The organism is Deinococcus misasensis DSM 22328 (genome assembly GCF_000745915.1).
Classification (GTDB): domain Bacteria; phylum Deinococcota; class Deinococci; order Deinococcales; family Deinococcaceae; genus Deinococcus_C; species Deinococcus_C misasensis.
On the sequence record NZ_JQKG01000002.1, the window covers coordinates 74,716 to 95,303 of the forward strand.

Annotated in this window: 16 protein-coding genes and 1 tRNA gene; 4 read left to right on the forward strand and 13 right to left on the reverse strand. The window is 55.8% G+C overall.

What is annotated here, in order from left to right; genetic code table 11:
• Positions 1-35: 35 nt before the first annotated feature.
• The gene (locus Q371_RS26775; protein ID WP_157442463.1) at positions 36-281 is read right to left on the reverse strand and encodes a hypothetical protein; all 246 of its coding nucleotides are present in this window, start codon (positions 279-281) and stop codon (positions 36-38) included.
• A 24-nt stretch (positions 282-305) separates the two neighbouring features.
• Here Q371_RS26775 and Q371_RS02135 point away from each other — a divergent pair, with 24 nt between their 5' ends.
• Positions 306-1,307, forward strand: coding sequence for an NADP-dependent oxidoreductase (locus Q371_RS02135; protein ID WP_034335490.1), 1,002 nt, complete (start codon positions 306-308; stop codon positions 1,305-1,307).
• 149 nt (positions 1,308-1,456) lie between these two features.
• On the opposite strand, the gene Q371_RS27845 is transcribed toward Q371_RS02135, so the two are convergent.
• The 5 genes from Q371_RS27845 to Q371_RS02165 form a co-directional block, all read right to left on the reverse strand.
• The gene (locus Q371_RS27845) at positions 1,457-2,284 is read right to left on the reverse strand and encodes a roadblock/LC7 domain-containing protein (protein ID WP_245618194.1); all 828 of its coding nucleotides are present in this window, start codon (positions 2,282-2,284) and stop codon (positions 1,457-1,459) included.
• A gap of 548 nt (positions 2,285-2,832) precedes the next feature.
• Complete coding sequence (locus tag Q371_RS02150; protein ID WP_034335493.1) at positions 2,833-3,828, reverse strand: acetamidase/formamidase family protein; 996 nt, start codon at positions 3,826-3,828, stop codon at positions 2,833-2,835.
• Positions 3,829-3,858: 30 nt separating this feature from the next.
• Positions 3,859-4,836: an NAD(P)-dependent alcohol dehydrogenase gene (locus Q371_RS02155; protein ID WP_034335495.1), complete on the reverse strand. Its 978-nt coding sequence runs from the start codon at positions 4,834-4,836 to the stop codon at positions 3,859-3,861.
• Positions 4,837-4,848: 12 nt separating this feature from the next.
• Positions 4,849-5,565, reverse strand: coding sequence for a DUF4386 domain-containing protein (locus tag Q371_RS02160; protein WP_034335496.1), 717 nt, complete (start codon positions 5,563-5,565; stop codon positions 4,849-4,851).
• Entirely contained in the window at positions 5,562-5,798 is a 237-nt protein-coding gene (locus Q371_RS02165; RefSeq protein WP_034335497.1) for a hypothetical protein, read from the reverse strand. Before Q371_RS02165 ends, Q371_RS02160 begins: the two co-directional genes overlap by 4 nt.
• 320 nt (positions 5,799-6,118) lie before the next feature.
• Here Q371_RS02165 and Q371_RS02170 point away from each other — a divergent pair, with 320 nt between their 5' ends.
• Positions 6,119-6,535: a hypothetical protein gene (locus Q371_RS02170; protein ID WP_157442464.1), complete on the forward strand. Its 417-nt coding sequence runs from the start codon at positions 6,119-6,121 to the stop codon at positions 6,533-6,535.
• Positions 6,536-6,554: 19 nt separating this feature from the next.
• Here the strand turns inward: Q371_RS02170 and Q371_RS02175 are convergent, their stop codons facing one another.
• From Q371_RS02175 to Q371_RS02195, 4 genes are all read right to left on the reverse strand, one after another.
• Complete coding sequence (locus Q371_RS02175; RefSeq protein WP_342668491.1) at positions 6,555-7,211, reverse strand: protein-methionine-sulfoxide reductase heme-binding subunit MsrQ; 657 nt, start codon at positions 7,209-7,211, stop codon at positions 6,555-6,557.
• Positions 7,208-8,143 carry a protein-methionine-sulfoxide reductase catalytic subunit MsrP gene (gene msrP / locus Q371_RS02180; RefSeq protein ID WP_051963085.1) on the reverse strand — a complete coding sequence of 312 codons (936 nt, stop codon included), beginning with the start codon at positions 8,141-8,143 and terminating at the stop codon, positions 7,208-7,210. Before msrP ends, Q371_RS02175 begins: the two co-directional genes overlap by 4 nt.
• 404 nt (positions 8,144-8,547) lie before the next feature.
• Positions 8,548-11,172, reverse strand: coding sequence for a winged helix-turn-helix domain-containing protein (locus tag Q371_RS02185; protein ID WP_034335501.1), 2,625 nt, complete (start codon positions 11,170-11,172; stop codon positions 8,548-8,550).
• A 501-nt stretch (positions 11,173-11,673) separates the two neighbouring features.
• Positions 11,674-14,634: an Ig-like domain-containing protein gene (locus Q371_RS02195; protein WP_051963086.1), complete on the reverse strand. Its 2,961-nt coding sequence runs from the start codon at positions 14,632-14,634 to the stop codon at positions 11,674-11,676.
• Positions 14,635-14,924: 290 nt separating this feature from the next.
• Between Q371_RS02195 and Q371_RS02200 the strand changes: the two genes are divergently transcribed.
• Both Q371_RS02200 and Q371_RS02205 read left to right on the forward strand, forming a co-directional pair.
• Positions 14,925-15,749 (forward strand): hypothetical protein, encoded by an 825-nt coding sequence (locus Q371_RS02200; protein ID WP_034335505.1) that lies wholly within the window; start codon positions 14,925-14,927, stop codon positions 15,747-15,749.
• Complete coding sequence (locus Q371_RS02205) at positions 15,746-17,947, forward strand: ATP-binding protein (RefSeq protein WP_034335506.1); 2,202 nt, start codon at positions 15,746-15,748, stop codon at positions 17,945-17,947. Before Q371_RS02200 ends, Q371_RS02205 begins: the two co-directional genes overlap by 4 nt.
• 5 nt (positions 17,948-17,952) lie before the next feature.
• Here the strand turns inward: Q371_RS02205 and Q371_RS02210 are convergent, their stop codons facing one another.
• From Q371_RS02210 to Q371_RS02220, 3 genes are all read right to left on the reverse strand, one after another.
• Entirely contained in the window at positions 17,953-19,371 is a 1,419-nt protein-coding gene (locus Q371_RS02210; protein WP_051963087.1) for an SDR family oxidoreductase, read from the reverse strand.
• Positions 19,372-19,509: 138 nt separating this feature from the next.
• Entirely contained in the window at positions 19,510-20,343 is an 834-nt protein-coding gene (locus Q371_RS02215) for a MerR family transcriptional regulator (protein ID WP_157442465.1), read from the reverse strand.
• Positions 20,344-20,505: 162 nt separating this feature from the next.
• Positions 20,506-20,576 (reverse strand) — tRNA-Gly (locus tag Q371_RS02220).
• Between the last annotated feature and the right edge of the window lie 12 nt (positions 20,577-20,588).

The window sequence follows — 20,588 nt, forward strand, 5'->3', positions numbered from 1 at the left end:
TGTCAGGCCATGCCAACACCAAGAGCCATCAGCCGTCAGCGATCAGCCGTCAGCAATAAGGACAGTTTTCTGGCTGCCTGTTGAAGGGAAAGTCTGAGTGGCGTTCCGTTTGTGTCTTTTTGTTTTGCTGTTTGCAAAAGCCTTTTGGTGAGCTTTTTGCTGAAAGCTGATGGCTGATCGCTGAACGCTTTTTCAAGTGACATGCCAAAAGTCAGACTTTGCGCTGACCCTGATGTTGCCATCCTGTACCCACAATTGTTGACCAGAGCGCTTTTTTGCATCCGGTTCAAGTTTATTGTGACCCCATGACCTTGACGAACAAACAAATTTTACTGGCCTCCCGGCCCACAGGCGCACCCACCCCATCCAACTTTCAATTGACCGAAACCCCTGTCCCAGTGTTGCAAGACGGTCAGGTGCTGGTCAAAAACCATTACCTGAGCCTTGACCCATACATGCGGGGGCGCATGAGTGAGAGCAAGTCTTACGCCAAACCCCATCCGTTAAACGAAGTGATGCTGGGGGGCACCGTTGGCGAAGTGATGGAAAGCAAAAACCCTGATTTTCAGGTGGGAGATGTGGTGCAGGGCTTCTTTGGCTGGCAACAGTACGGGGTCAGCTCTGGAAAGGGCCTGCAAAAACTGGACGCTTCACGGATTCCCATGCAGGCTTACCTGGGGCCTGTGGGGATGCCCGGTGTGACCGCTTGGTATGGGGTGTACAAATTGCTCACCCCCAAAGCAGGCGAGACCGTGGTGATCAGCAGTGCAAGCGGAATGGTGGGCAGTCTGGCCGGACAATTGGCGAAAAAAGCCGGAGCCAGAGTGGTCGGCATCGCTGGTGGAAAAGAGAAGTGTGATTTCGTGGTTCAGGAACTGGGTTTTGATGCCTGCATTGACTACAAAGCCGGGAACCTGATTGAAGATCTGGCAGCAGTGACGCCAGACGGCATTGATGGGTACTTTGAAAATGTAGGCGGTGACATCCTGAATGCCGTGATGGACCGCATGAACCCCTTCGGACGGATTGCCGTGTGCGGAATGATCAGCGGTTACAATGGCGAGCAGGTGCCCCTCAAAAAACCCTCTCTGATCCTGACCATGCGCCTGAAAATTGAAGGGTTCATCATTGGAGAGCAACCCGAGATCTGGCCTCAGGCCCTGCAGGAACTCGGGGCGGGAGTGGCTTCCGGTGAACTGAAGCACCACGAGGTGGTCACTGAAGGCATCGAAAATGCACCTCAGGCGTTCATGGATTTGCTCTCTGGCAAGCACTTTGGCAAGCAACTGGTGAAGCTGCATCCTTGATCTGCAAAGCCAGTTTAAGTTCACATTGGACAGTGGACAGCAAGAAATCCTCTTACAGGACATCTCAGATCAGCCAACACCATTTGTGAAACTGCATAAAGAACAGCCCGGAACATTCCGGGCTGTTTTCTTTTGAACGTTTGAGTGACTCAGACTTTGAGTTCTGCGCCCAGAGCTTTGAGTTTGTAGCGGGCCAGAGCGAGATTGGCACGGTCTTTTTGCAGCACGAGGTACAAAAAGAGGGTCTGTCCGGGCACCAAGTAGATGATGTGATACTGGTTATCAAGGGTGATCAGGATGTCTTCGATGCTGCCTGAGATGCCAAGGGACTGCATGGTGCGCATTTTGGCTTTGACCACATCGGTGTTGCCTGCTGCGGCAAGTTCAAGGTTGACGCCACCTCCGGCGGAACCGAGCATCATTCCACTGTTGTATTCGACGAGGGCAGTGGCGGTTGCGCCGTCAATGGTGCTGAGGGCAGCGTTGAGGGTTTCGTTGATGGAACTCATGTTGTAGGCCTCTCTTTCTGGTGGTGCAGGGGATGTTTGGGGGGTTTCCAGAGGTGCTTGGACCTCGGTGGGAACAGGGGTGGTTTCGGGTTTGGGTGCGGGTTCCGGGCGTGCAGGTCTTTTGAAGAACATGGGATCCTGTGGGAGGTCCTGAACAGCAGAAGAAGGTGGATCTGGCAACCGCAATCTGCCACTCTGGAGGGGGAATTCCGGGAATTGGGCCTGTACGGCATTTTCAATGGCCATGCTGAGGGTGCGGGTGTCTGGGGTGGCAAGCACCATCAGGGCAGGATGTTGGTCTTTCAGTTCTTTCAGTTGAGGTTGATTTGAGAAAGCAAACACCAGCAAGCAACTCTGGGGTTGATGTTCAAGCACATGGTCAATGATGTGTTTGGCAAGCGGTTTGCTGGACCACTCAACAACCACAAGATGGGGCTTGATGTTTTTGATGTGCTCAATCACATCCATGCCGGGATGACATGTGTCAATCTGCCATTGATGTGCAACAGCAACCTGTTGAATCAATTTGACCTTCATGACTTCTGAGAGTCCAGAGCAAATCATGACTCTGGGTGGTGAACGGTATGGACTTTCGGGGGGCCTTAACTTCATGTTGTGAGGCATGAATCCTCTCCTTCGGTTAATGCGAAACACAAGTTAACCGTTTTGCAAAACAAAGTCAAGGATAACCGATTCGATTGTTAAAGAATTATTACCCTGCGACACAATCCCCCAGAAACAATCAAAACGAGCGATGACCCAAGAGATTTGTAAAAAATTCCAAATACACAAACCTTACAAATTGAAAGGGTTTTTGCAATTGTTAATGCAATTAAACATCAAAAAACAGATCACAAAAACATTACAATTATTCAACTTCACATCAGATCAAAGGCCAATTTGTTTGTTCATCCATAAAATGAAATTCCGGGTTTCGAAACCTTCAAACGACATCTTCGACTGTACCACAACAAAACCCCAGAGGAAACCATCTCTGGGGTTCACTCTGGGTGGGGTCACTTGAAGATGCTGAGGGGCAACAGGGCACTGACCGTCATGTTGGGCCAATCCACCAACTGGCTGATCCGCAAATCCACGCAGGCACTGCAAAGCACATAAGCCTGAACCAGAGTCAGACCGCAAGTGCGCTGCAAGTGCTCCAGCATGCCCCGCACAGCAATGCGGGCAGCCTCCATCAAATCCGGGTGGTGCCCGGTCACCCCAAAAGAGCCTTTGCTCCAGAGGTCGGTGGGCTCGGGACCGCTCTGGAACACCGGACTGTCGATGGTCCAGTCCTTGCGAACAGACACACGCAAAGTCAACTGACCCGCCATTTCAATGCCTGTCCCACTCAGTTCACCATCTCCCTGAGCGGCATGCAGATCGCCTGCACTCAAGAAGGCACCTTCGGTTTCGATGGGCAGGTACAGGATGCTCCCGGCCACCAGTTGCCGAACATCCATGTTTCCGCCCACCCGACGGGGTGGACTGGTGCGGTGGGGTCCCTTTTCTGCTGGAGCAAGACCCACCACCCCCGGAAAAGGGGCCAGAGGAAGCACAATTCCGGGCACAAATTCTGCATGGGTGCCAGCACGCAAGTCCCAGAGGTGGGTGTATCCTTCACCCAGTGTGTCTGCGAGTTCCTGATCCAGCAAACCAATGCCCTTGGGACGGCAGGCGGTCCAGCCCCAATCTGCGCACTGGACCTGCAAAATCTCCACCATCAGGGTGTCTCCGGGCATGGCCTCCTCTACCCAAATGGGGCCTGTCAGCGGATGACCCCCAATCCCGAGCGTTGGAGGCAAAGCAACATACGCATCCCGCACGATGGTTTCCTTTAAACGCTCTGGGACGAGGTGCTTGCCTTGTTGCACTTCCCGCGCCACCCTTCCACCAGAGGCATCGAGGGTGTCCAGAACCACGGTGTCCCCGGACTTCACTGTCAAAGCCGGGGAAAGGCTGGCATCCCAGACGGTGTGGATGTGCTTGCTGGAAAGGTGATGAACGGTCATGCCACATCATAACCCCTGTGATGCCTGCCTTCAGGGCTGAACCGTGACCACAATTTTGCCTTTGCTGCGCCCCTGACCAAACTGTCTCATGGCCTCTGGAAGCTGCGCCAGAGGGATGCTCTGGTCGATCACCGGAACCAGCGTTCCTTGCGTCAGGTGGGAACGCAGAAAAGGCAGATCCAGAGGGCTAAATTTCAGGGTGAGGGTCTGGAAACGCTGGCCTGTTTTGCTGGACTTGAAGCCTCCCAAGAACAGGGCCTCGAACATCTGTTTCTGGGTTCCGCCGATCATCACATAACGGCCCCGGGGTTTCAGGACCTTCTGGTAATCCGAGAGGGAGCGGTGCCCGTTGACCCCAAGAACCACATCATAACGCTTCCCCAGTGTGGTGAAATCCTGTCGGGTGTAATCCAGCACCTGATCCGCCCCGAGTTGCTTTGCGAGCACCTGCTTTTGAGGGCTGCACACAGCGGTCACCTCTGCTCCGAGCAATTTGGCCACCTGCACGGCAAAACTGCCCACCCCTCCTGAAGCCCCCTGAATCAACACCTGCTGTCCGGGCTGTACCTCACCCAGATCCCGCAAAGCCTGCAAAGCAGTGATGGCCGCCAGAGGGGTGGCTGCCGCGGCCTCAAAACCGATGTTTTCCGGCTTGCGTTCCAGAAAACGCTCTGGCACACACACGTATTCCGCGAAGGCCCCCACTTTGAAATTCAGGAGCACCCCAAAAACCGCCTCTCCCCTTTTGAAACGGGTGACGCTGGAGCCCACCCCTTCCACGGTTCCAGCCACATCCAATCCGAGGATGTTGCGTCTGGGAGACAGCAATCCCATCTGAAGCCGCACCAGAAAGATGTCTGCGGTCAGGAGGTGCCAATCTGCTGCATTGATCGAGGAGGCATGCACCCTGACCAGCACCTCATCTGGGGCAGGAACGGGCTTTGGGGCCAGTTCGGTGAATTTCAAGACCTCGGGGGAACCGTAACGGAAGTACTCAATGGCTCTCATGGACAGCACCTTTCAGGAGGGTTGCAAGTGGCTCTGGACGGCAGAAGGCTGATCGGGTTTGCCACGGAAGCCCTTCGCAATCAGGTACACGGCCACGCTCATCTCGTACAGGAAGACCGGCAGTGCAGCCACCGCACCCCACGCAGACTGCTGGGCATACAGCCCGTACATCACCAGAATCGAAGAGACAAAAATCATCGGACCGCCCACCAGACCCAGAGCAGAAATCCAGCGCGGAACCAGTCCATGCCTGAACAGCAAAAAGGACATCATCGAGGTGCTGACCCCCAGAGCGGTGTTGGGACCCAGCAAAAACGTCCAGTCGTGTAGGGCCACCAGCATGCGTGTGGTGAGCAGGTGGGCCTCGGGTTGCAAGTGTGCAGAGGTGGGCAGGTTGTTGCTGAGGGTCACCGCAGTAAGCAACGCCAGCATGCCCACAATCACGATGGTGGATTCCAGCAACCGGAAAAAGGCATACCCGAGGGCGAGGGTTTCACTGAGCTTTTTCAGAACCGGATACATCCCGACGCCAATTCCGATCATGGACAGGGCCAGAAGCACCTCCATGAATGCCCCTGTGGCAATGCGGGTCTGCTGGGCATCGTTCTGCAAGGCATAATCGGCATGCTGCAAAACAGGATTGTACAGGAAAAGTCCAATGATGGCGGTGACGGCAGCCAGCAAAAACAAGCTGCCAACCACCCGGGCACGGGTGCGCAATGAAATCATGTTTCGGTCCTTTCTGGGGGTTCGAGGCGTTGCAGGGAAAGCAGGGGCAACCCCACATCCCGCAACTTTTTGAGGAGGCCATGCAAAGCGGCCTGATCGGCAAGGGGTCCGGTCAACACGGTGTTTCCAGAGGCATTCGGGCAAACCTGCATCCCGGAAAGCCACTCCGACCAGCCCTGATCGAGGGTGCCCTGCAAGCAAATCTGGTACAGCTCTGGAGGATGGGTGGACATCTTGGGCCTTTTTGAAAGCATGCGACAGAAGAACCAGCGGTTCTCTGTCAGAGAGGGCTTCTGACACATCGATCAAAACAGCAGGCAACACCAGAGCCACCTGCACCTCTGGGTGAAGGGTTTGAGGGTTTTTGGTTGTGCCAGAGAAACACCTGAACCTCAAACCCAAAGGTCTGAACAGCTCAGTGAAGGCATGATATGCAAGAACGGGGCGGCAGCAACAGACACCAAAGTGTGGGTTCAGGGTGTTGGGGAAAGTTCACATCAAACAAGGGGGAATGGTTTGCAATCCCATCCCCCCAAGTTCAACAATAGAATGCGTGGATGTATTTCCCTTCGCATTGCTGATTTTGTTTGAATGGGTTTGTGTCTTGATTGTTTTGAGGTTTGGCCTCCATCGAGGTACCCTCAAACAACGCGCGTCATTGCTCTCAATGGTCGTGATTGGTGTGGTCAGCATAATTTTTTTGTCTGTTCGCATGATCACTCCACATGATGTCTGGTTGGGCATGGTTGAGAACAAGACTGTCAGCAACACACCCTACGCTGCGCGTCACAGAGCTTTTTCTCTGTTGTTTTGGCCGTTCAGTCATCTGGGATTCTATATTCCCTTAATTGCTGCGAAATTGATCTCCGATGACCTCGATCATCCGAAAAGTGTTTCTCTGAATGCTCTGAGATTTCCTTTGATCTACTGGGTGCCTCATTTTTTCGTGATGGGTTACATTTTGAACTGATCCCTTCACAGATCCCAATTCAAACTTCTTTCTGCTTGCGTTCTGCCCGAGGTTTCATCCGGTTCCTGATGAGTGCCCGAGCGGCAAACCCCAGCAACAACACCACCAGAGCCACAATGGGTCCGGTCAGGTCTTTTTTGACCGCCCACCAGTAATGCACCACCACCAGAACCCCAGCCAGATACGTCAAACGGTGCAGGGCTTCCCAGCGCTTGAATCCCATTCGGCGCACGGCATCCTTGCCACTGGTGAATGCCAGAGTGACCAGAATCAAAAGGGCCAGAAAACCGACGGTGATGTAAGGCCTCTTCAGGATGTCATACCACCATTGGGACGGGATCAACCCTTTGTCCAGCACATAAATGACCACATGCACAAAGGCGTACCATGCACTCAGCAGCCCGAGGTGCTTGCGAACCCGGATCGGCCAGACCCACTTTTGCCCGAGCTTGCTTCCCAACAGGCGCAAAGGGGTGCAACTGAGGCTGAGCAGCAGCATGGCAAGGGCCAGAACCCCGGTTTGTTGTTCTGCACGCTGCAAAGGGTTGGCCCCGAGTTGTCCGGTCAGGGCATCCCACACCAGAATGACGGTGGGCAGCAATCCGCCCCACACCACGGCATCCTTGATCCAGCCATCTGAAGCAGGTTTTTGGGTTTTGGCATTCAGGGTGCTCAAAAGAACCGCCTGAGGTCCATGCCTGCGTACAGGTCCTGCACTTCACGGGCGTAACCGTTGAACATCAAGGTCTCCCGTCTGCCCAATTCACCGAGGCGACGCTCGGTGGCCTGACTCCACCTCGGGTGGTCCACTTCTGGGTTCACGTTGGCGTAAAAACCGTACTCGTTGGGGGCGATGGTGCTCCATGTGGTGGTGGGCTGTTCGGCTTGCAGGGTGATTTTCACAATGGCTTTGATGTTCTTGAACCCGTACTTCCACGGCACCACCAAGCGCAAAGGGGCACCGTTCTGTTTGGGCAGGGGTTGACCGTCAATGCCCACGGCCAGAAGCGTGAGGGGGTGCATCGCCTCATCCATCCTGAGGCCCTCAATGTAGGGGAAATCCAGCACCCCCGCACGCACACCCGGCATGACCTCTGGGTCGGCCAGAGCGGTGAATTTCACGTAACGGGCACCCGACGTGGGATTTGCTGCCTTGATCACCTGCCCGAGCGGAATGCCCCACCAAGGCACCACTTTGCTCCAACCTTCCACGCAACGCATGCGGTAGGTGCGGTCCTCGGGGGGAAAGCGCTTCATGAGGGTGGCGATGTCCAGCGTGAGGGGTTTTTGCACCATCCCATCGATGGTGACGGTCCAGGGCTCGGTGACAAGCTGGCCTGCGAGGCGTGCAGGATCGGTTTTTTCAAGGCCAAACTCGTAATAGTTGTTGTATCCGGTGATGTCTTCCCAGGCACTCACTGGATCTCCGGGCACAGCAGCAACTGGACGTGTTGGACGGGGCACAGGACTGCTGGGGGTACTGGGACTCCGGCTCAGGGCTTCAAGGACCGCAGCAAACCCCACCGCACCTGTGACCGTGAGGATGCCCTGTCGCAACACATCACGCCGGGTGCGCCGATCCTTCAAAGGGTTGTTGTCGTCGTTCATGGGCCTCCTTTGGACCGGATGGGAACCGGGCAGGCTCTGGTTGCATCTTGTCATGCAGAACGGAGAAATACACATGTGCATGCTACAAAGTGGGGGTTGGGCGGTGCCTCGCCCAGAAGCCGAGAGCCGAGAGCATCGTGCTGTGCGTCCAGAAAATCTTCAAGGGGACCTGTAGGGGCGCAGCGTGCTGTGCCCAATGCAAGCAACCTCAAACAACACCATATAGGGGCGAGCGCGCAGAAGTATCAAGACGCGATCCCTCGTTTTGCACAAGAAGGCGTGCCTCGCCCAACTTGCCCAACTCGCTCAACCTCACCCACCTGTAATATCTACCTTCCCAACTGAACCACCCATCCCGAGGTCCAACCCAGATACGCAAAGACCTGACCCAAAAGTTCAATGTTTCACAGCAAGCCCAGTTCACGGGCTTTGACCAGAGCTTCTGTGCGCCTCTGGACCTGCAATTTGCCGAAAATGTTGCGGTTGTGGCCTTTCACGGTGTCCAGAGCCAGCCCGAGTTCTGCTCCAATTTGCTGGTTGGAGAAACCTCTGGCGATCAGGTGCAGGATTTCCAGTTCTCGGCGGGTCAGGGCTTCTGTGTCAGGGTCTTTTGGAAAAGCAGCCTGAAAATGGGTTCTGCCTTTTTGCAGCAGGCTGAGAAGGTGCTGTTTTGCCAGACCCGAGACCTCTGGTTGCAGCTTTTGCAGCAGTTCAAAGAGGTCAGGACCTGCATCCAGAAAGATGTACACTGCTCCGCAAGGGGCGACCCTTTCCATCACTTCACGGACCAGAGACAGGGCAGCTCTGGTCTCCCCTGTTCCATGCAGGGCAACAGCCTTGAGGCACATCAGGCGCAGGCGTTCTTCCTGCCAGTGGTGCGCCTCGAAGTGAGACATCAAGGGCTCGATGTGTTGCAGGGCTTGATGCCACTGTTTTTCGAACAACGACCACCAGACCAGAGCCAGAGGATGGGTCACGTTGGGCAAGCACTTTTCTGCCTGTGCCCGGTTGCCTTGATGCAAAAAAACCTCCAGTCTTGCAAGCCACAGATCAGGCAAACGGTGGGCAAACCTCTGGTGCACGAGGGGTTCAAGGCGATTCAGTCGGGCATGGGCAGCCTGAAATTTTTCTTCCACCATCTCGATGCGGGCCAGCAGAAATTCAGAGACCAGAAACCGGTCCACATTCGGGTCGTACTGCAAGGCCAACTGCAAACTCTGGAGGCCAAGTTTGAACGCCTGATCCAGTTCATGCCGTTCCAGAGCCATGCGGGCCAGCCCAAGGAAGGCATCGGTCGCGCTGGGCAAGGGGGGATCTCCGGCCAGTTCAATGGCTTCTTGATAAAACACGTCGGCCTTTTCAAAATCGAAGTTCAACTCTTGCAGTTGCCCCACCCCACTGAGGGCCAGCAGCATCGAAAAGGTGTTGTTCTGCTGCCTGCTCAGGTGCAAGGACGCTTCATAAGAGCGGGTCGCCTGAATGCGGTTTCCTTGCAACAGCAACGCGGAAGCCTGCGTCCAGAGCGCAGCCGAACGGTATGCAGAGGTGCCCACATCCAGCAATTCCAGTGCTTTCCCTGCATGTTCCAGCACCTCTGAAAGGCGGTACTGGGTCAGGGCGAGGGTGGAGCGCATGGCGTGCAACTGACCTTGCAAGTCATCAAACCCAGCAACATTTTGATGCTGGAAAGCCTGCTCTGCGACCTGCAACGCTTCAGGGACCCCTCGGGTTTGACCCCGGATCAGCTTGAAAGAAGCCAGCATCATGCACAGGATTGGACGGCTGTGCAGCACCTCGACGGGCAGCTTTTCCATCCAGTCCAGAACGCGGTCTACCGTGGTTCTGAGGTGCAAAGGAATCAAAGGAGACTGCAACAAACGCTCTGTCCGGTCCAGATCCTGAGCCGCCACCCCATGTCCAAACGCCTCCATGCCCATCTGGTGGTTTTCGTACCACTGGCTGGCTTTCTGGTGGTTTTGCAGCAGGAGGGGAAGTTCGGTTTGTGCAGCTTTGTGGGTCAAACGCTGGCGCAACAAATCCGCGAACAAGTGGTGGTACCTGTACCAGCCCCTCTGGTGGTCCAGAGGCACCACAAACAAATTCGCCCGTTCCAGAGCCTCCAGCAGACCTTGCGCTTCCTGCTCGGGGTGTCCGGTCAGGGCTGCACACAAAGAAGCGCACATCCGTTCCAGCACAGCCGTCTGGAGCAAAAAATGCTGCACCTGAGGGGTTTGCTGTTGCCAGACCTCCTCCATCAGGTAATCCAGCACAAAACGGTGGCTGCCCGAGAACGACTGGATGAACGGCTCAGGATCGCTCACCCCTTGCAGGGACAGGGCGGCAAGTTGCAGGCCAGCAATCCAGCCTTCGGTCCGTGCGTCCAGTGCCTGAATGTCCGCTTCAGACAGGGAGAGGCCCATGCTGTCTTTCAAGAATGCTGTGCTTTCCTGTGTGGTGAAACGCAAATCGGCAAGCCTCAGTTCGGTCAGTTTGCCTTTCACCCTCAGGCGGGCCAGAGGCAACGCCGGGTCTTCACGTGTGACGATCAAAAGGTGCAGGTGCTCTGGAAGGTGATCCAGCACAAACTGCATGGCTTGCATCACCTCTGGGTCATCGAGGGTGTGGAAATCATCCAGAATCAGGGTGACCGGGTCAGGCAAGTTCAGGAGTTCATGGACCAGAGCACCCATCAGGGCTTCAAGAGCTGGCAATTGAGGGGATTGCAGCGTGTGCAGCAAGGCCATGCCAAACCCATCAAAGGGCTTTTGCAGTGCAGCAATGGTGCAGGTCAAGAAGCTGGCGAGGCTGTTGTCATGGCGGTCCAGAGAAAGCCAACCCACCCGATTTTGTTTTTGCTGCTCGTGTGCCCACAAACCCACCAGCGTGGTTTTGCCTGAACCTGGTGGCGCAGAAACCACCGTCAGGCCACCCTGAATGTGCGCTTCATCCAGCTTGCGGTTCAAGCGCACGCGTTCCACTCGGGCTTTTCCGAATGGAGGGATCAGAAGTTTGGTGTCCAGAACCCGCATGCTGCGTCCACCTGACCTTTGCTTATGGTGCAGTGTATCAGGGATGGATGGAAAGCTGCTGTGCTTGAGGCCAGGGTAAGTGCAAATTCTGACCTCTGGCGTGTCATTGGAAAAAGCGTTCAGCGATCAGCCTTCAGCTTTCAGCAAAAAGCTTCTCCAGAGGCTTTTGCTGTAAGGAACAGCAAAACCAAAAGACACAAAACAAAAGGCAGCCAGAAAACTTTCCTCTTGGCTGACCGCTGACGGCTGATGGCTCTCTCGGTGCGCATGGCCCGACAGCGACTTTGCGCTGACCCTCGCCGGAGTCTCTGGCCAGCCACACGAACTGGCTTTGAATGCTTGTTTACTGCGTTTAACAGTGAAATAGAAGGATTCTTTTGAATCCTTCTATTTCAAACAACACGATCTCAAGCATCAACCTCTTATTTCTCTGTCAAATGCTTTGATCCCAAGCTCAAAAAGGCCCAAAAGGGCCTTTTTGAGTCACATGCTTTCCTGAATTCAGTTGTTCTGGATGTCGCCGTACACGATGCCGTAGCCGTTGGTCCCGATGTACACCCGACCATACACTCTGGGATCCCCGGTGATGGCGGTGTTGGTCGATCCAAATTGGTGCAGGTCATCGTTGATGCGCACCCAGCTCTTGCCTCCATCGTCTGAGCGGAAGAAACCGTTGCTGCCCCCTGCCTTGCCCGAGATGTAAACCGCCATGTACCCCTGACCGGGCGCAGCTTTCCCGAATCCCACCACATGGGCGGTCTGAATGCCAGAGATCTTGCTGAAAGACTGGCCTCCGTTGGTGCTCTGGAAAAGGCCTGCACTGCCTGCGGCCAGCCAGACGTGGCCTTCTTTGCCGGGAACGGCTTTGATTTCCACGTTCTTCCATTCGGCGGGAAGTCCGGTGCCTGCGGTGGCTTTGAAGGAGGCCCCTCCATCGGTGCTGATGTAGAAGGTGTTGCCCGAGACCCCGTAGAAGGTTTTCGGATTCACCCGGTCTGCTGCGATCTGTGCGCTGTTGGGAATCCCAGTGGACAGGGTCCAACTGTTGCCTTGTGTGGTGGAATAATATACCCCTGTTCCTTGCGGTGCCCACACCACCCGACTGGCATCGGCGGCAGCGGTGATGAATCCGGCCCCTTTGATGCCAGAGGGTTCGCTGTTGCCGGGGTTCCAGTTGAGGCCCCCATCAAAACTGAATGCCGTGCTTTTCTTGCCCGAGACCGGGTTCCCTGCCCGCACCATGAAGTTGGGCTTCAGTTCGGCGTAATCGAGGGTGTTGTGGCTGCCTGCATAAGGGGCCACGATCATTTTCTGGGGCACTTTTCCAAGGTCGTCGTGTCGGAAACCGCCAATGTCTCCCAGAGCGCTGTACAGGTTGGCCCCCTCGGGTGGGCTGATCAGGTCCAGCACTGCGGTTTCTTCGATGCCCTGAGCCAGCACTTTCAGGTTGATTTTGCCTCCCAGATCCCACTGGGTGAGGTTGTCGGTCCCGTAAACGGTGGCTCCCGTCCCGTACATCATGCGGTTGGAGTTGAAGGGATCGATTTCCAGATCGTTCACCATCCACCCGAGTTTCACGGCAGGCTCGGGGTCCACGGGACTGGTGTTCCCAAAGTTGAGCCATGGGGCACCTGAAGTGTCCATGTTGTACCTGAGGCTGCGACTCGGGTAACCATTCCAGTCCCAGATGCGACTCCACGTTTTACCATAATCGGTCGAGCGGAAAAGGATGGTGTCCGGCCACCATGAATTGAGGGCAGCCACCATCAGGGTACCGGGCTTCTGGCGGTCCAGAGCCACCCCACCATACCCGTAATACAGGTCTGCACTGCTGGAAGGCACCGGACTGACGTTGGTCCATGCTCCTGTGGAGGTGTTCAGTTTCCAGACGTCTCCTTTGGTGCCATCATAAGGACCCGCCCCATCGCTGTAAGTGATGTAGAGGTTCCCTTCACTGTCCAACTCGCCATGGTGAGGCAAAAATCCCGTGGGCTGACCTGCCACCGCACTCCATGTCACCCCTCCGTCTGTGCTCTGGTAGATGCTCTGGTCCTTGTCTGCCACACCCACATAGATTTTTTTGCTGGCGGTGCCAGAGGTGCTGCTCTTGGGATCGAAGGTGATCCAGACCACGCCCACTTTGTCTCCCTGATAGGCGTCACCGGGCACAGGGATGTAATTTCCGGGGTTTGGAAAAGCAGACACCTGACTCCAAGTCACCCCGTAATCCGTGCTTCTCCAGAGCCCGTTTCCACTTCTGGCCCCGAAGTACAGGGTGCTGTTCTTGTTCGGGTCAATCGCCAACCGTTCACCCATCCCACGACCCGGCATGTTCCCCCCCACTTTGAAAGGCAGGTCGGTTTTCTGCCAAGTCTGCCCACGGTCGCTGGACCTCAGGATCGCTCCGTTGTTGGGATCCCAGTCGTTGGTGTAGGTGCCGACTGCCAGATACACCCGGTTGGGGTCCACCGGATCGGTGGCAAGGCTGTCTACGCCAGAGAGGCCCCAGTCATCTGCGCCAACCCAGTTGAGGAGTTGAATCCAGCGGTTTGTGGTTTTGTCCCAACGGTAAGCCCCACCAATGTCGGTTCTGGCGTAAATCAGGTCTTTTTCCTTGGGGTTGAAAATGATGCCGGGAACGAACCCTCCGCCCACGATTTCCACGTTCTGCCAGCGGTATTTCTGGCTGCCCGTGGGTGGAGGTGGGGTCACTGGCAGGCTGATGGTCACGTTCACCTTGGCAGAGACTCCGGTGTTCCCTGCAGCATCTATCGCTCTGGCCATGAAGGGATGGAGACCATTTTGACTGCTGTCCTGCACGTTGTAGGTGTACGTGTAAGGGGCGGTCAGGTCCTCCCCGAGTTTGGTGGTCCCATCGTAGAACTCGACTCTGGAAACGCCTGCATTGTCTGTTGCAGTGGCCGTCAACTCAATGGTGTTGGGTGCAGTGGTGACACTGGTTTTGTTGGCGCTCAGGGAAGCGGTGGGCTTGATGGTGTCACTGCTCAGGGGCTGACCGTTGATTTTGGCAGCCAGCACGGTGATGCCAGAAAAGGTCCCATTGCCGTTGAAGCCGAGGTCCCACTTGCCTCCCACCGAAATGGGGCTGTACTGGAGCCAGTCGGGGCTTTTGGCGGTGTAGACTCCGCTGGCGTCGGGACCGGTGACGGTGCCGTTCCATGCGCTTCCAGCCATGGTGGTGGTGCCATTGAATTTGAAGGTGAATTCAAAAGATTTGATCGGCACAGAAGCTGTGACATTGGCGACCCGCAGGTAACCCGAGTATCCGCCTTGCCATGCGTTGGAGGTGCCGCCATCAATGGAGTAACCACTGGCGGAGAAGGCTTGTTTGGTGGCCTTTGTGGTGTTTTGTGTTGGAGCAAGGGTTTGGGTGCCGCATGAAACGGCTCCGGTGATGAGCAGCAAGGAGATGAAGGCAGTGCGACGGGCTTGTACGGTCATGTTTTCCTCCTGTATGATGGGGGTTTTGCGTCTGGGGATTCAGGGGAAACCCTGATTTGAACCTTTACAATTTCGTGATACTATCGAATCGATTCGAGTTGACAGCCGATCCACCCCAACTTGCCCAGCGCAGACACCCTCTGGTGCCTTCACCGGGAGGTTTTCCTCCTTGCGTCCGTCAGAACAGCTTTCTGGCAAACAACCGCAATTCGCATGTGGGACGAGGCCATGCTAAACCGGATCTCTAAAAAATTCTGAAAAGCCTCTGTTTTTGTCCCCAAGGAGCAAACATGCCTGAAGTCACCTTGCCGTCCCCTGCTGTTTTGTCCCATCAACTCGACCAGTGGTCCGAACACCACCTGTCCCGGATTCGCAAGCGACTGGAACTGGAAAAAGCCCTGCCAGCCCGCAACACCCACCACGAAAAAGTGCTGGAAATCAAAACCATCGGGCTGCCAGAAGTGCATGTGAACGGGCAAAAACTGGACTTCCCCTACCTCAAGGTGCAAGAGTTGCTGCTGTACCTGATTTTTCAGCCGTTCTCGCCGAAGGACCAGTTGCAGGAAAACCTCTGGCCGGGAGGCCTTGCCCACAACGTTTACACCGCAGTTCGGCAACTGAAACTGCTGCTCGGACAACACCTGAACATGGATGATCCCATCGTCAAAAGGCGCTGCGGGTATGCGCTGTCGGACCAGATCAAGGTGGTGCTGGATCTGGAAGCCGTCTCGGGACCGCTCATGCCGGGCGGAAAGTTGCATCCCGCTTTCACTCTGGGGGTGCTGGAAGGTTTTGACTCCGAATGGCTCGAAGAACCCCGAGCCCTGCTGCAACAAAACCTCCTGCAACGCCTGCTGACCGAACAGACCAAACAAAGTGGAAAAGACAAACAACTGGGCCTCACCCTCTTGATGCTCCGTCAGGATCCCTTCCATGCCGAAGCCCTGCATCAAGCCAGTGCTCTGGCAGGGCAACTGGGCGACCAGAGGGTGAAAGACCTCCTGAACATGCTGGAACGTGCTTTGCAGCAAGGCACCCCCCTGCAAGCCCTGCTGGGCAAGTTGTGCGATGTGGCCAGCACCCTGATGTCTGACCCGCAAGGCAGAAGCGCATGAATGGCCGTCTGCCCCGCTATCTGGATGAATTTTTTGGACGTCAGGCCGAGTTTGCCTTGCTGCACGACGCCCTGATGTGCTCGCAGTTGGTGTCGGTGGTGGGTTGTGGAGGGGTGGGCAAAACCCGTCTGGTGGTGGAATTCTGTCGCCAGATCCAGAGCCAGTTCACCGATGGGGTGTATTTTCTGGATGCCTACAGCAGCCGGGACCTCAACAGCCTGATTTTTCACCTCGGGCAACTGTTCGAGATCAGCGATGTGCGGATCGAGTGGATTGAAAGTACACTCTTGCGTCATCTTTGTAACAAAAATGCACTGCTGGTCATCGACAACACCGAGCATCTGGAGGTCGCGGGCCTCCTGATGAAACTGCTGGAACCTGCCGAGCAACTGAAAATCATGGTCACTTCCAGAGAACGCCTGCACCTCAAAGGGGAATTTGTGTGTCCTCTCTATCCTTTTGAACTGGACTCAGAAGAGGCCATCCAACTGCTGCACAGCCGGGCCAGACGCAGCGGAATGGACGTACAGCAACTCCATCCCCACCTGTCCCGTCACATTTGCACCCTGCTGGAAGGCTTGCCCTTGGCCATCGAACTGGTCGCCTCGCGGATGTACACCCATCCGGTCCGGCAACTGCTGGAACAGCTTCAAAACAACCTGCTCTTTCAGGACGACCTGCAAGATTCCTGCGAATGCAAGGACCGCCAGAGCAGCATGCGAAACGTGCTGGACTGGAGTTACCAGCTTCTGACCCATGAACAGCAACTGGCCTTGCGGGCACTCGGTTTTTTTGATGCACCTCTGGACCGTCAGGAGGCTGTGCAGGTTTTGCAGGTGGTGCTGGACCAGCACCACCTGCCCCTCTCTGCACAGAGTTTGCTGGTCAGCCTGATCGAAAAACACCTGATTTACCACAAGATCGGGCCAGAAGGTCAGGGGAAAGTGTTCATGCTCGACATGGTCCGGCAATATGCCCGCAACCAGTACAGCCCCCACGAACAGGAAAACCTTGCTGAACACTACACCCGGTACTTTCTGACCGCCCTCCAGGAAAGCCAACCCCATGGGCACCGCAGCCGCATGGAGTTCTTCACCTGCCACCAGCACACGTTGCACCAACTGGTGCAGGTGATGGTCCAGCACGACCCCTTTTTGTGCGCAGAGCTGATGGCCCGGATCTGGCACTTCTGGCAGGCCTCACGGCACTATTACCTCGGGTTGCACCACACCGACCAGCTTTACCACGCCTACCAGAATTCTGCGGGCAACGTCAAAAACCCCGAGCTGGGCAAACACATCTGCACCACCTTGCTGGGCGCAGCGTGGATTTCCAACGACAACTTCGATTATGACCGCTCACAGGAGTATTTCCTGAAGGTGTTGCATCTGGCAAAGTCCATCCAGCACACTGTGGGGGTCGCGCAAGCCCACTCTGGTCTGGCCCACCTGTGCATGTTCTGGGGCGATGTGAACCAAGCCCGGCACCACATCGAGCAGGCCAGTCAAATCATCCCCCTGCAAGGTTCTCTGGACCAGCAGGAATGGATGAACAGCCAGAGGGGTCGCTTGCTGTTCCATCAGGGGCATTACCGGGAAGCCGAAAAACATTTCGAGCAGGTCCAGCAGTACTTCCTGTGCCAGAAAAACCTCTGGGGCTGCGCATGGAGCCAACTCCATCTGGCTGAACTGTACTTCGAGACCTGCCAGTTTGAACGGGCCTCCAGACTGCTCTGGGCCATGTGGGAAGGGGACCTTCCACTGGAAGACATGCCCACCGTGCGCCTCCACCTGCTGCTCCTGATGGTCCGGGTGCTGATCGCCCAGCATGACCTGCCCACCGCCACAAAAATGCTGGACACCTGCATGCAGCAGGCCACCGACCAGAACACCAGCCTGAAAATCCACGATGTGCAACTGCTGCGCCTGCAAATCGCTCTGGCCGAAAAGAAGGTGCCTCTGGCCATACGCCTGCTGGAAGAACTGCGCACCAACACCACCCACACGGTGACCTGTTTCAGCATTCTGGACACCTATTACAGCGCAGGACTGCTGGAACGCCTGCAGGGAAACCTTGCACAGGCGAAACTGTACCACCAGAGGTGCCAATCCCTTCACCAGCAACAAGGCATTGTGGTTTCACCGCGCAGGCATGCACAGTACAACGTCCTGCTTCATCCAAATGAGGTGCTGACCTGAGGCCCTCACCATGGATGGGGCCGGTAGTCCTTCAGAAAACAGCCCCAGAAAGGCTCTGGTGCAGTCAGTCCATGCACGATGGGGTCATACACCCGTGCCATGCCGTCCAGCACATCCAGAGGGGTCACGAAACCCCTTTCACGCACACGGGCTTTTTTGGGATGCGGGTTTTCTTCGGTGATCCATCCGGTGTCCACACTGGTCATGAAAATCCTGTCCTGCAGGTAATCCTGTGCCGAAGTGCGGGTCAGCATGTTCAGGGCGGCTTTGGCCATGTTGGTGTGCGGATGAAAAGCGGTCTTGTTCTCGCGGGCAAACTGGCCTTCCATGGCACTGACGTTCACAATGAAGCGCCGCTCAAACGGTGACTTTTGCATCAGGGAGCGCAACTTGGACACCAGCATGAATGGGGCCACGTTGTTGACCAACTGCACCTCCAGCATCTCCAGAGTGGGCACCTGATCTGCCGTGCTGGTCCAACTGTTCTGGTCGCGCAGATCCACCTGCTGACCATCCTGATCCAGCCATCCCAGAGGAAAATCTGCATGGGCCGTGACCGACTCTGGCAACATGGCTGAGCGGAAATCCAGAGCAAGCCCTCCTGCAACAGACAGCACCTCCTGCCACTCCAGAGGAAGTTTCGCTCTGGGGGTGGTTTCCAATTCCAGCAGGTGCTGGTAAAACGCTGGAGGTCTTTTCACCGTCTGTGCAGCATTGTTGATCAGGATGTCCAGATGGGGCAACCGCGCCTGCAGCCCTTCAATGAACCTTTCAACAGCCCCGATGTTGCGGAAATCCAGACTGTGCAACTCCAACAGGTGCTTCCACTGGGCAAAATCAGGCTCTGTGGCAAAACGTTTCACTGCATCGTGGGGAAAGCGGGTGGTGAGCAACACCCTTGCCCCATCCCGCAACAGGCGCAATGCCAGTTGATACCCAATTTTGATGCGTCCACCGGTCACCAGAGCAATGCGTCCATGCAAATCTGCCCTCTGGGTGCGTTTCTGGTGGTTGAAGCGGGCACACGCTGGACACAACAGGTGGTAAAAGAAATGCACCTGTGTGAAAGGTTCCTTGCACACGTAACACCGCTCAGGACGCAAACGCTCACCGATCAGGTCGGGTTGCCCGGATGCTGGAAGGGCATGCAGGCCCAGAAGTCGCGTCGCATCGTTGACCTGAAACACCTCGGTCTGCCTTTTCAGGCTCTGGTCATGCTCACGCTGCTGGACACGGTTCTGGGAACGGATGTGTTTTTTGGCCCCTTTGTGAATCTTGGTGACCAGTGTTTTCATGGTCTGGGTGTCTGGACCGCAAAACGGATCCCGGGCCAGAGCCTGCAAAACCTTGATGCACACCTCCCATTCTTCAGGAGTGAAAGGCAGGTCTGGGATTGGATGGGGGGTGTCGTCGGTGGGTGTCATGGGACCTCTGGTTGGCGGATGTGGCCACCCCATAACGTTCCTTGACTTGGACCTCAGGGGGCTGTGCCCGAGATTCTAGCACAGCCCCCCTCTTCTTCCATTCGCCAATTGGCCTTCCAGATGCACAAATGGCAGATCTCATGGATGCTCTGGCAGCACCTCAAAAGGGAAAGCCAGATCAAAGGCATCTTCGTGGTCCTGGGTGTTTGCCCAGTCTGCAAAGTACACCTCCCGGCTTCCCATCACCAGAGTGTGGCCATGCTCCTGAAGCCATTGCTGTGCTGCATGGTGGGCCTGCATCAGGTCTGAGGGTCGCGCCTGCTCTTTGCGCAGCCGGATGAACGCTGCACGGTGGGCCGGTTCATGTTTGAGGCTGATTTCTGTTGTGGGCACTGCTTGGCCTGTGTAGGGCACGCACACCTCCATGATGCCGGGGGCATCCCGCGTGGGACCTTCATGGCAGATGGTCCAATCGATCTCCAGGGCCTCTGCACCTACTTTTTCCAGATGGGCACGGATCTTCTGGATGCTGCCCCCAATGAACGAAGGGCCTTCATGCTGGGCCACTTTGCCCGTAATGGTGGCCACAAAAGCAGCCGGAAAAGCACGTTCTTGCACCTGAAATGACATGTTTGCTCCTTTCCCTGACAGCAAATCGGTCAGGTGGTCCACCAGCAGATGGGCTTGCTGGTGTTGCTGCTGCACCCCGCGCCAGAGGTTTTGCAGTTCCAGCAGAGGATCAGGGCTGTTCAGAAGACCCTGAATGGCAGAAATCGGCAGGTCGATGGCACGCATCACCTGAATGACCCTTGCTGTGTGAAGCTGATCCCGACCATACCAGCGGTAACGGCTCTGGGGATCGATGTGCAACGGCAGCAGAAGGCCATTCTCTTCATAGATCCTCAGGGCTTTGCGAGAAAGACCCGACATCTGGATGAATTGTGAAGGGCTGAGCAGGGTTTGTGGGTTCACAACACCACTGTAAGGGTGGCCCAAAGGGCCAGGTCAAGCTTTTGTTTTAAAGGATTTGAGAAAAGAGGTCATCTCTCTGGAAAAGTTTTTTGAAACAGGACAAATCGTTTGAAACCTGCTGTTTCACTGTTCAACACAGTACGGCATCAAACACAAAAGCCTCTGGTGTGGAAGGAATCGAACCTCCACCTTAACCTTGGCAAAGTCATGCTCTTCCATTGAGCCACACACCAGAGGGGGCTGGG

Coding starts and splice junctions, on each gene's coding strand:
- Q371_RS02185 (WP_034335501.1), bottom strand. CDS start 11,172: ATGCGGGTTCTGGACACCAAACTTCTGATCCCTCCATTCGGAAAAGCC.
- Q371_RS02135 (WP_034335490.1), top strand. CDS start 306: ATGACCTTGACGAACAAACAAATTTTACTGGCCTCCCGGCCCACAGGC.
- Q371_RS02165 (WP_034335497.1), bottom strand. CDS start 5,798: ATGTCCACCCATCCTCCAGAGCTGTACCAGATTTGCTTGCAGGGCACC.
- Q371_RS02210 (WP_051963087.1), bottom strand. CDS start 19,371: ATGACACCCACCGACGACACCCCCCATCCAATCCCAGACCTGCCTTTC.
- Q371_RS02200 (WP_034335505.1), top strand. CDS start 14,925: ATGCCTGAAGTCACCTTGCCGTCCCCTGCTGTTTTGTCCCATCAACTC.
- Q371_RS02205 (WP_034335506.1), top strand. CDS start 15,746: ATGAATGGCCGTCTGCCCCGCTATCTGGATGAATTTTTTGGACGTCAG.
- Q371_RS02195 (WP_051963086.1), bottom strand. CDS start 14,634: ATGACCGTACAAGCCCGTCGCACTGCCTTCATCTCCTTGCTGCTCATC.
- Q371_RS26775 (WP_157442463.1), bottom strand. CDS start 281: ATGCAAAAAAGCGCTCTGGTCAACAATTGTGGGTACAGGATGGCAACA.
- Q371_RS02155 (WP_034335495.1), bottom strand. CDS start 4,836: ATGAGAGCCATTGAGTACTTCCGTTACGGTTCCCCCGAGGTCTTGAAA.
- msrP (WP_051963085.1), bottom strand. CDS start 8,143: ATGAACGACGACAACAACCCTTTGAAGGATCGGCGCACCCGGCGTGAT.
- Q371_RS02160 (WP_034335496.1), bottom strand. CDS start 5,565: ATGATTTCATTGCGCACCCGTGCCCGGGTGGTTGGCAGCTTGTTTTTG.
- Q371_RS27845 (WP_245618194.1), bottom strand. CDS start 2,284: ATGGATGTGATTGAGCACATCAAAAACATCAAGCCCCATCTTGTGGTT.
- Q371_RS02150 (WP_034335493.1), bottom strand. CDS start 3,828: ATGACCGTTCATCACCTTTCCAGCAAGCACATCCACACCGTCTGGGAT.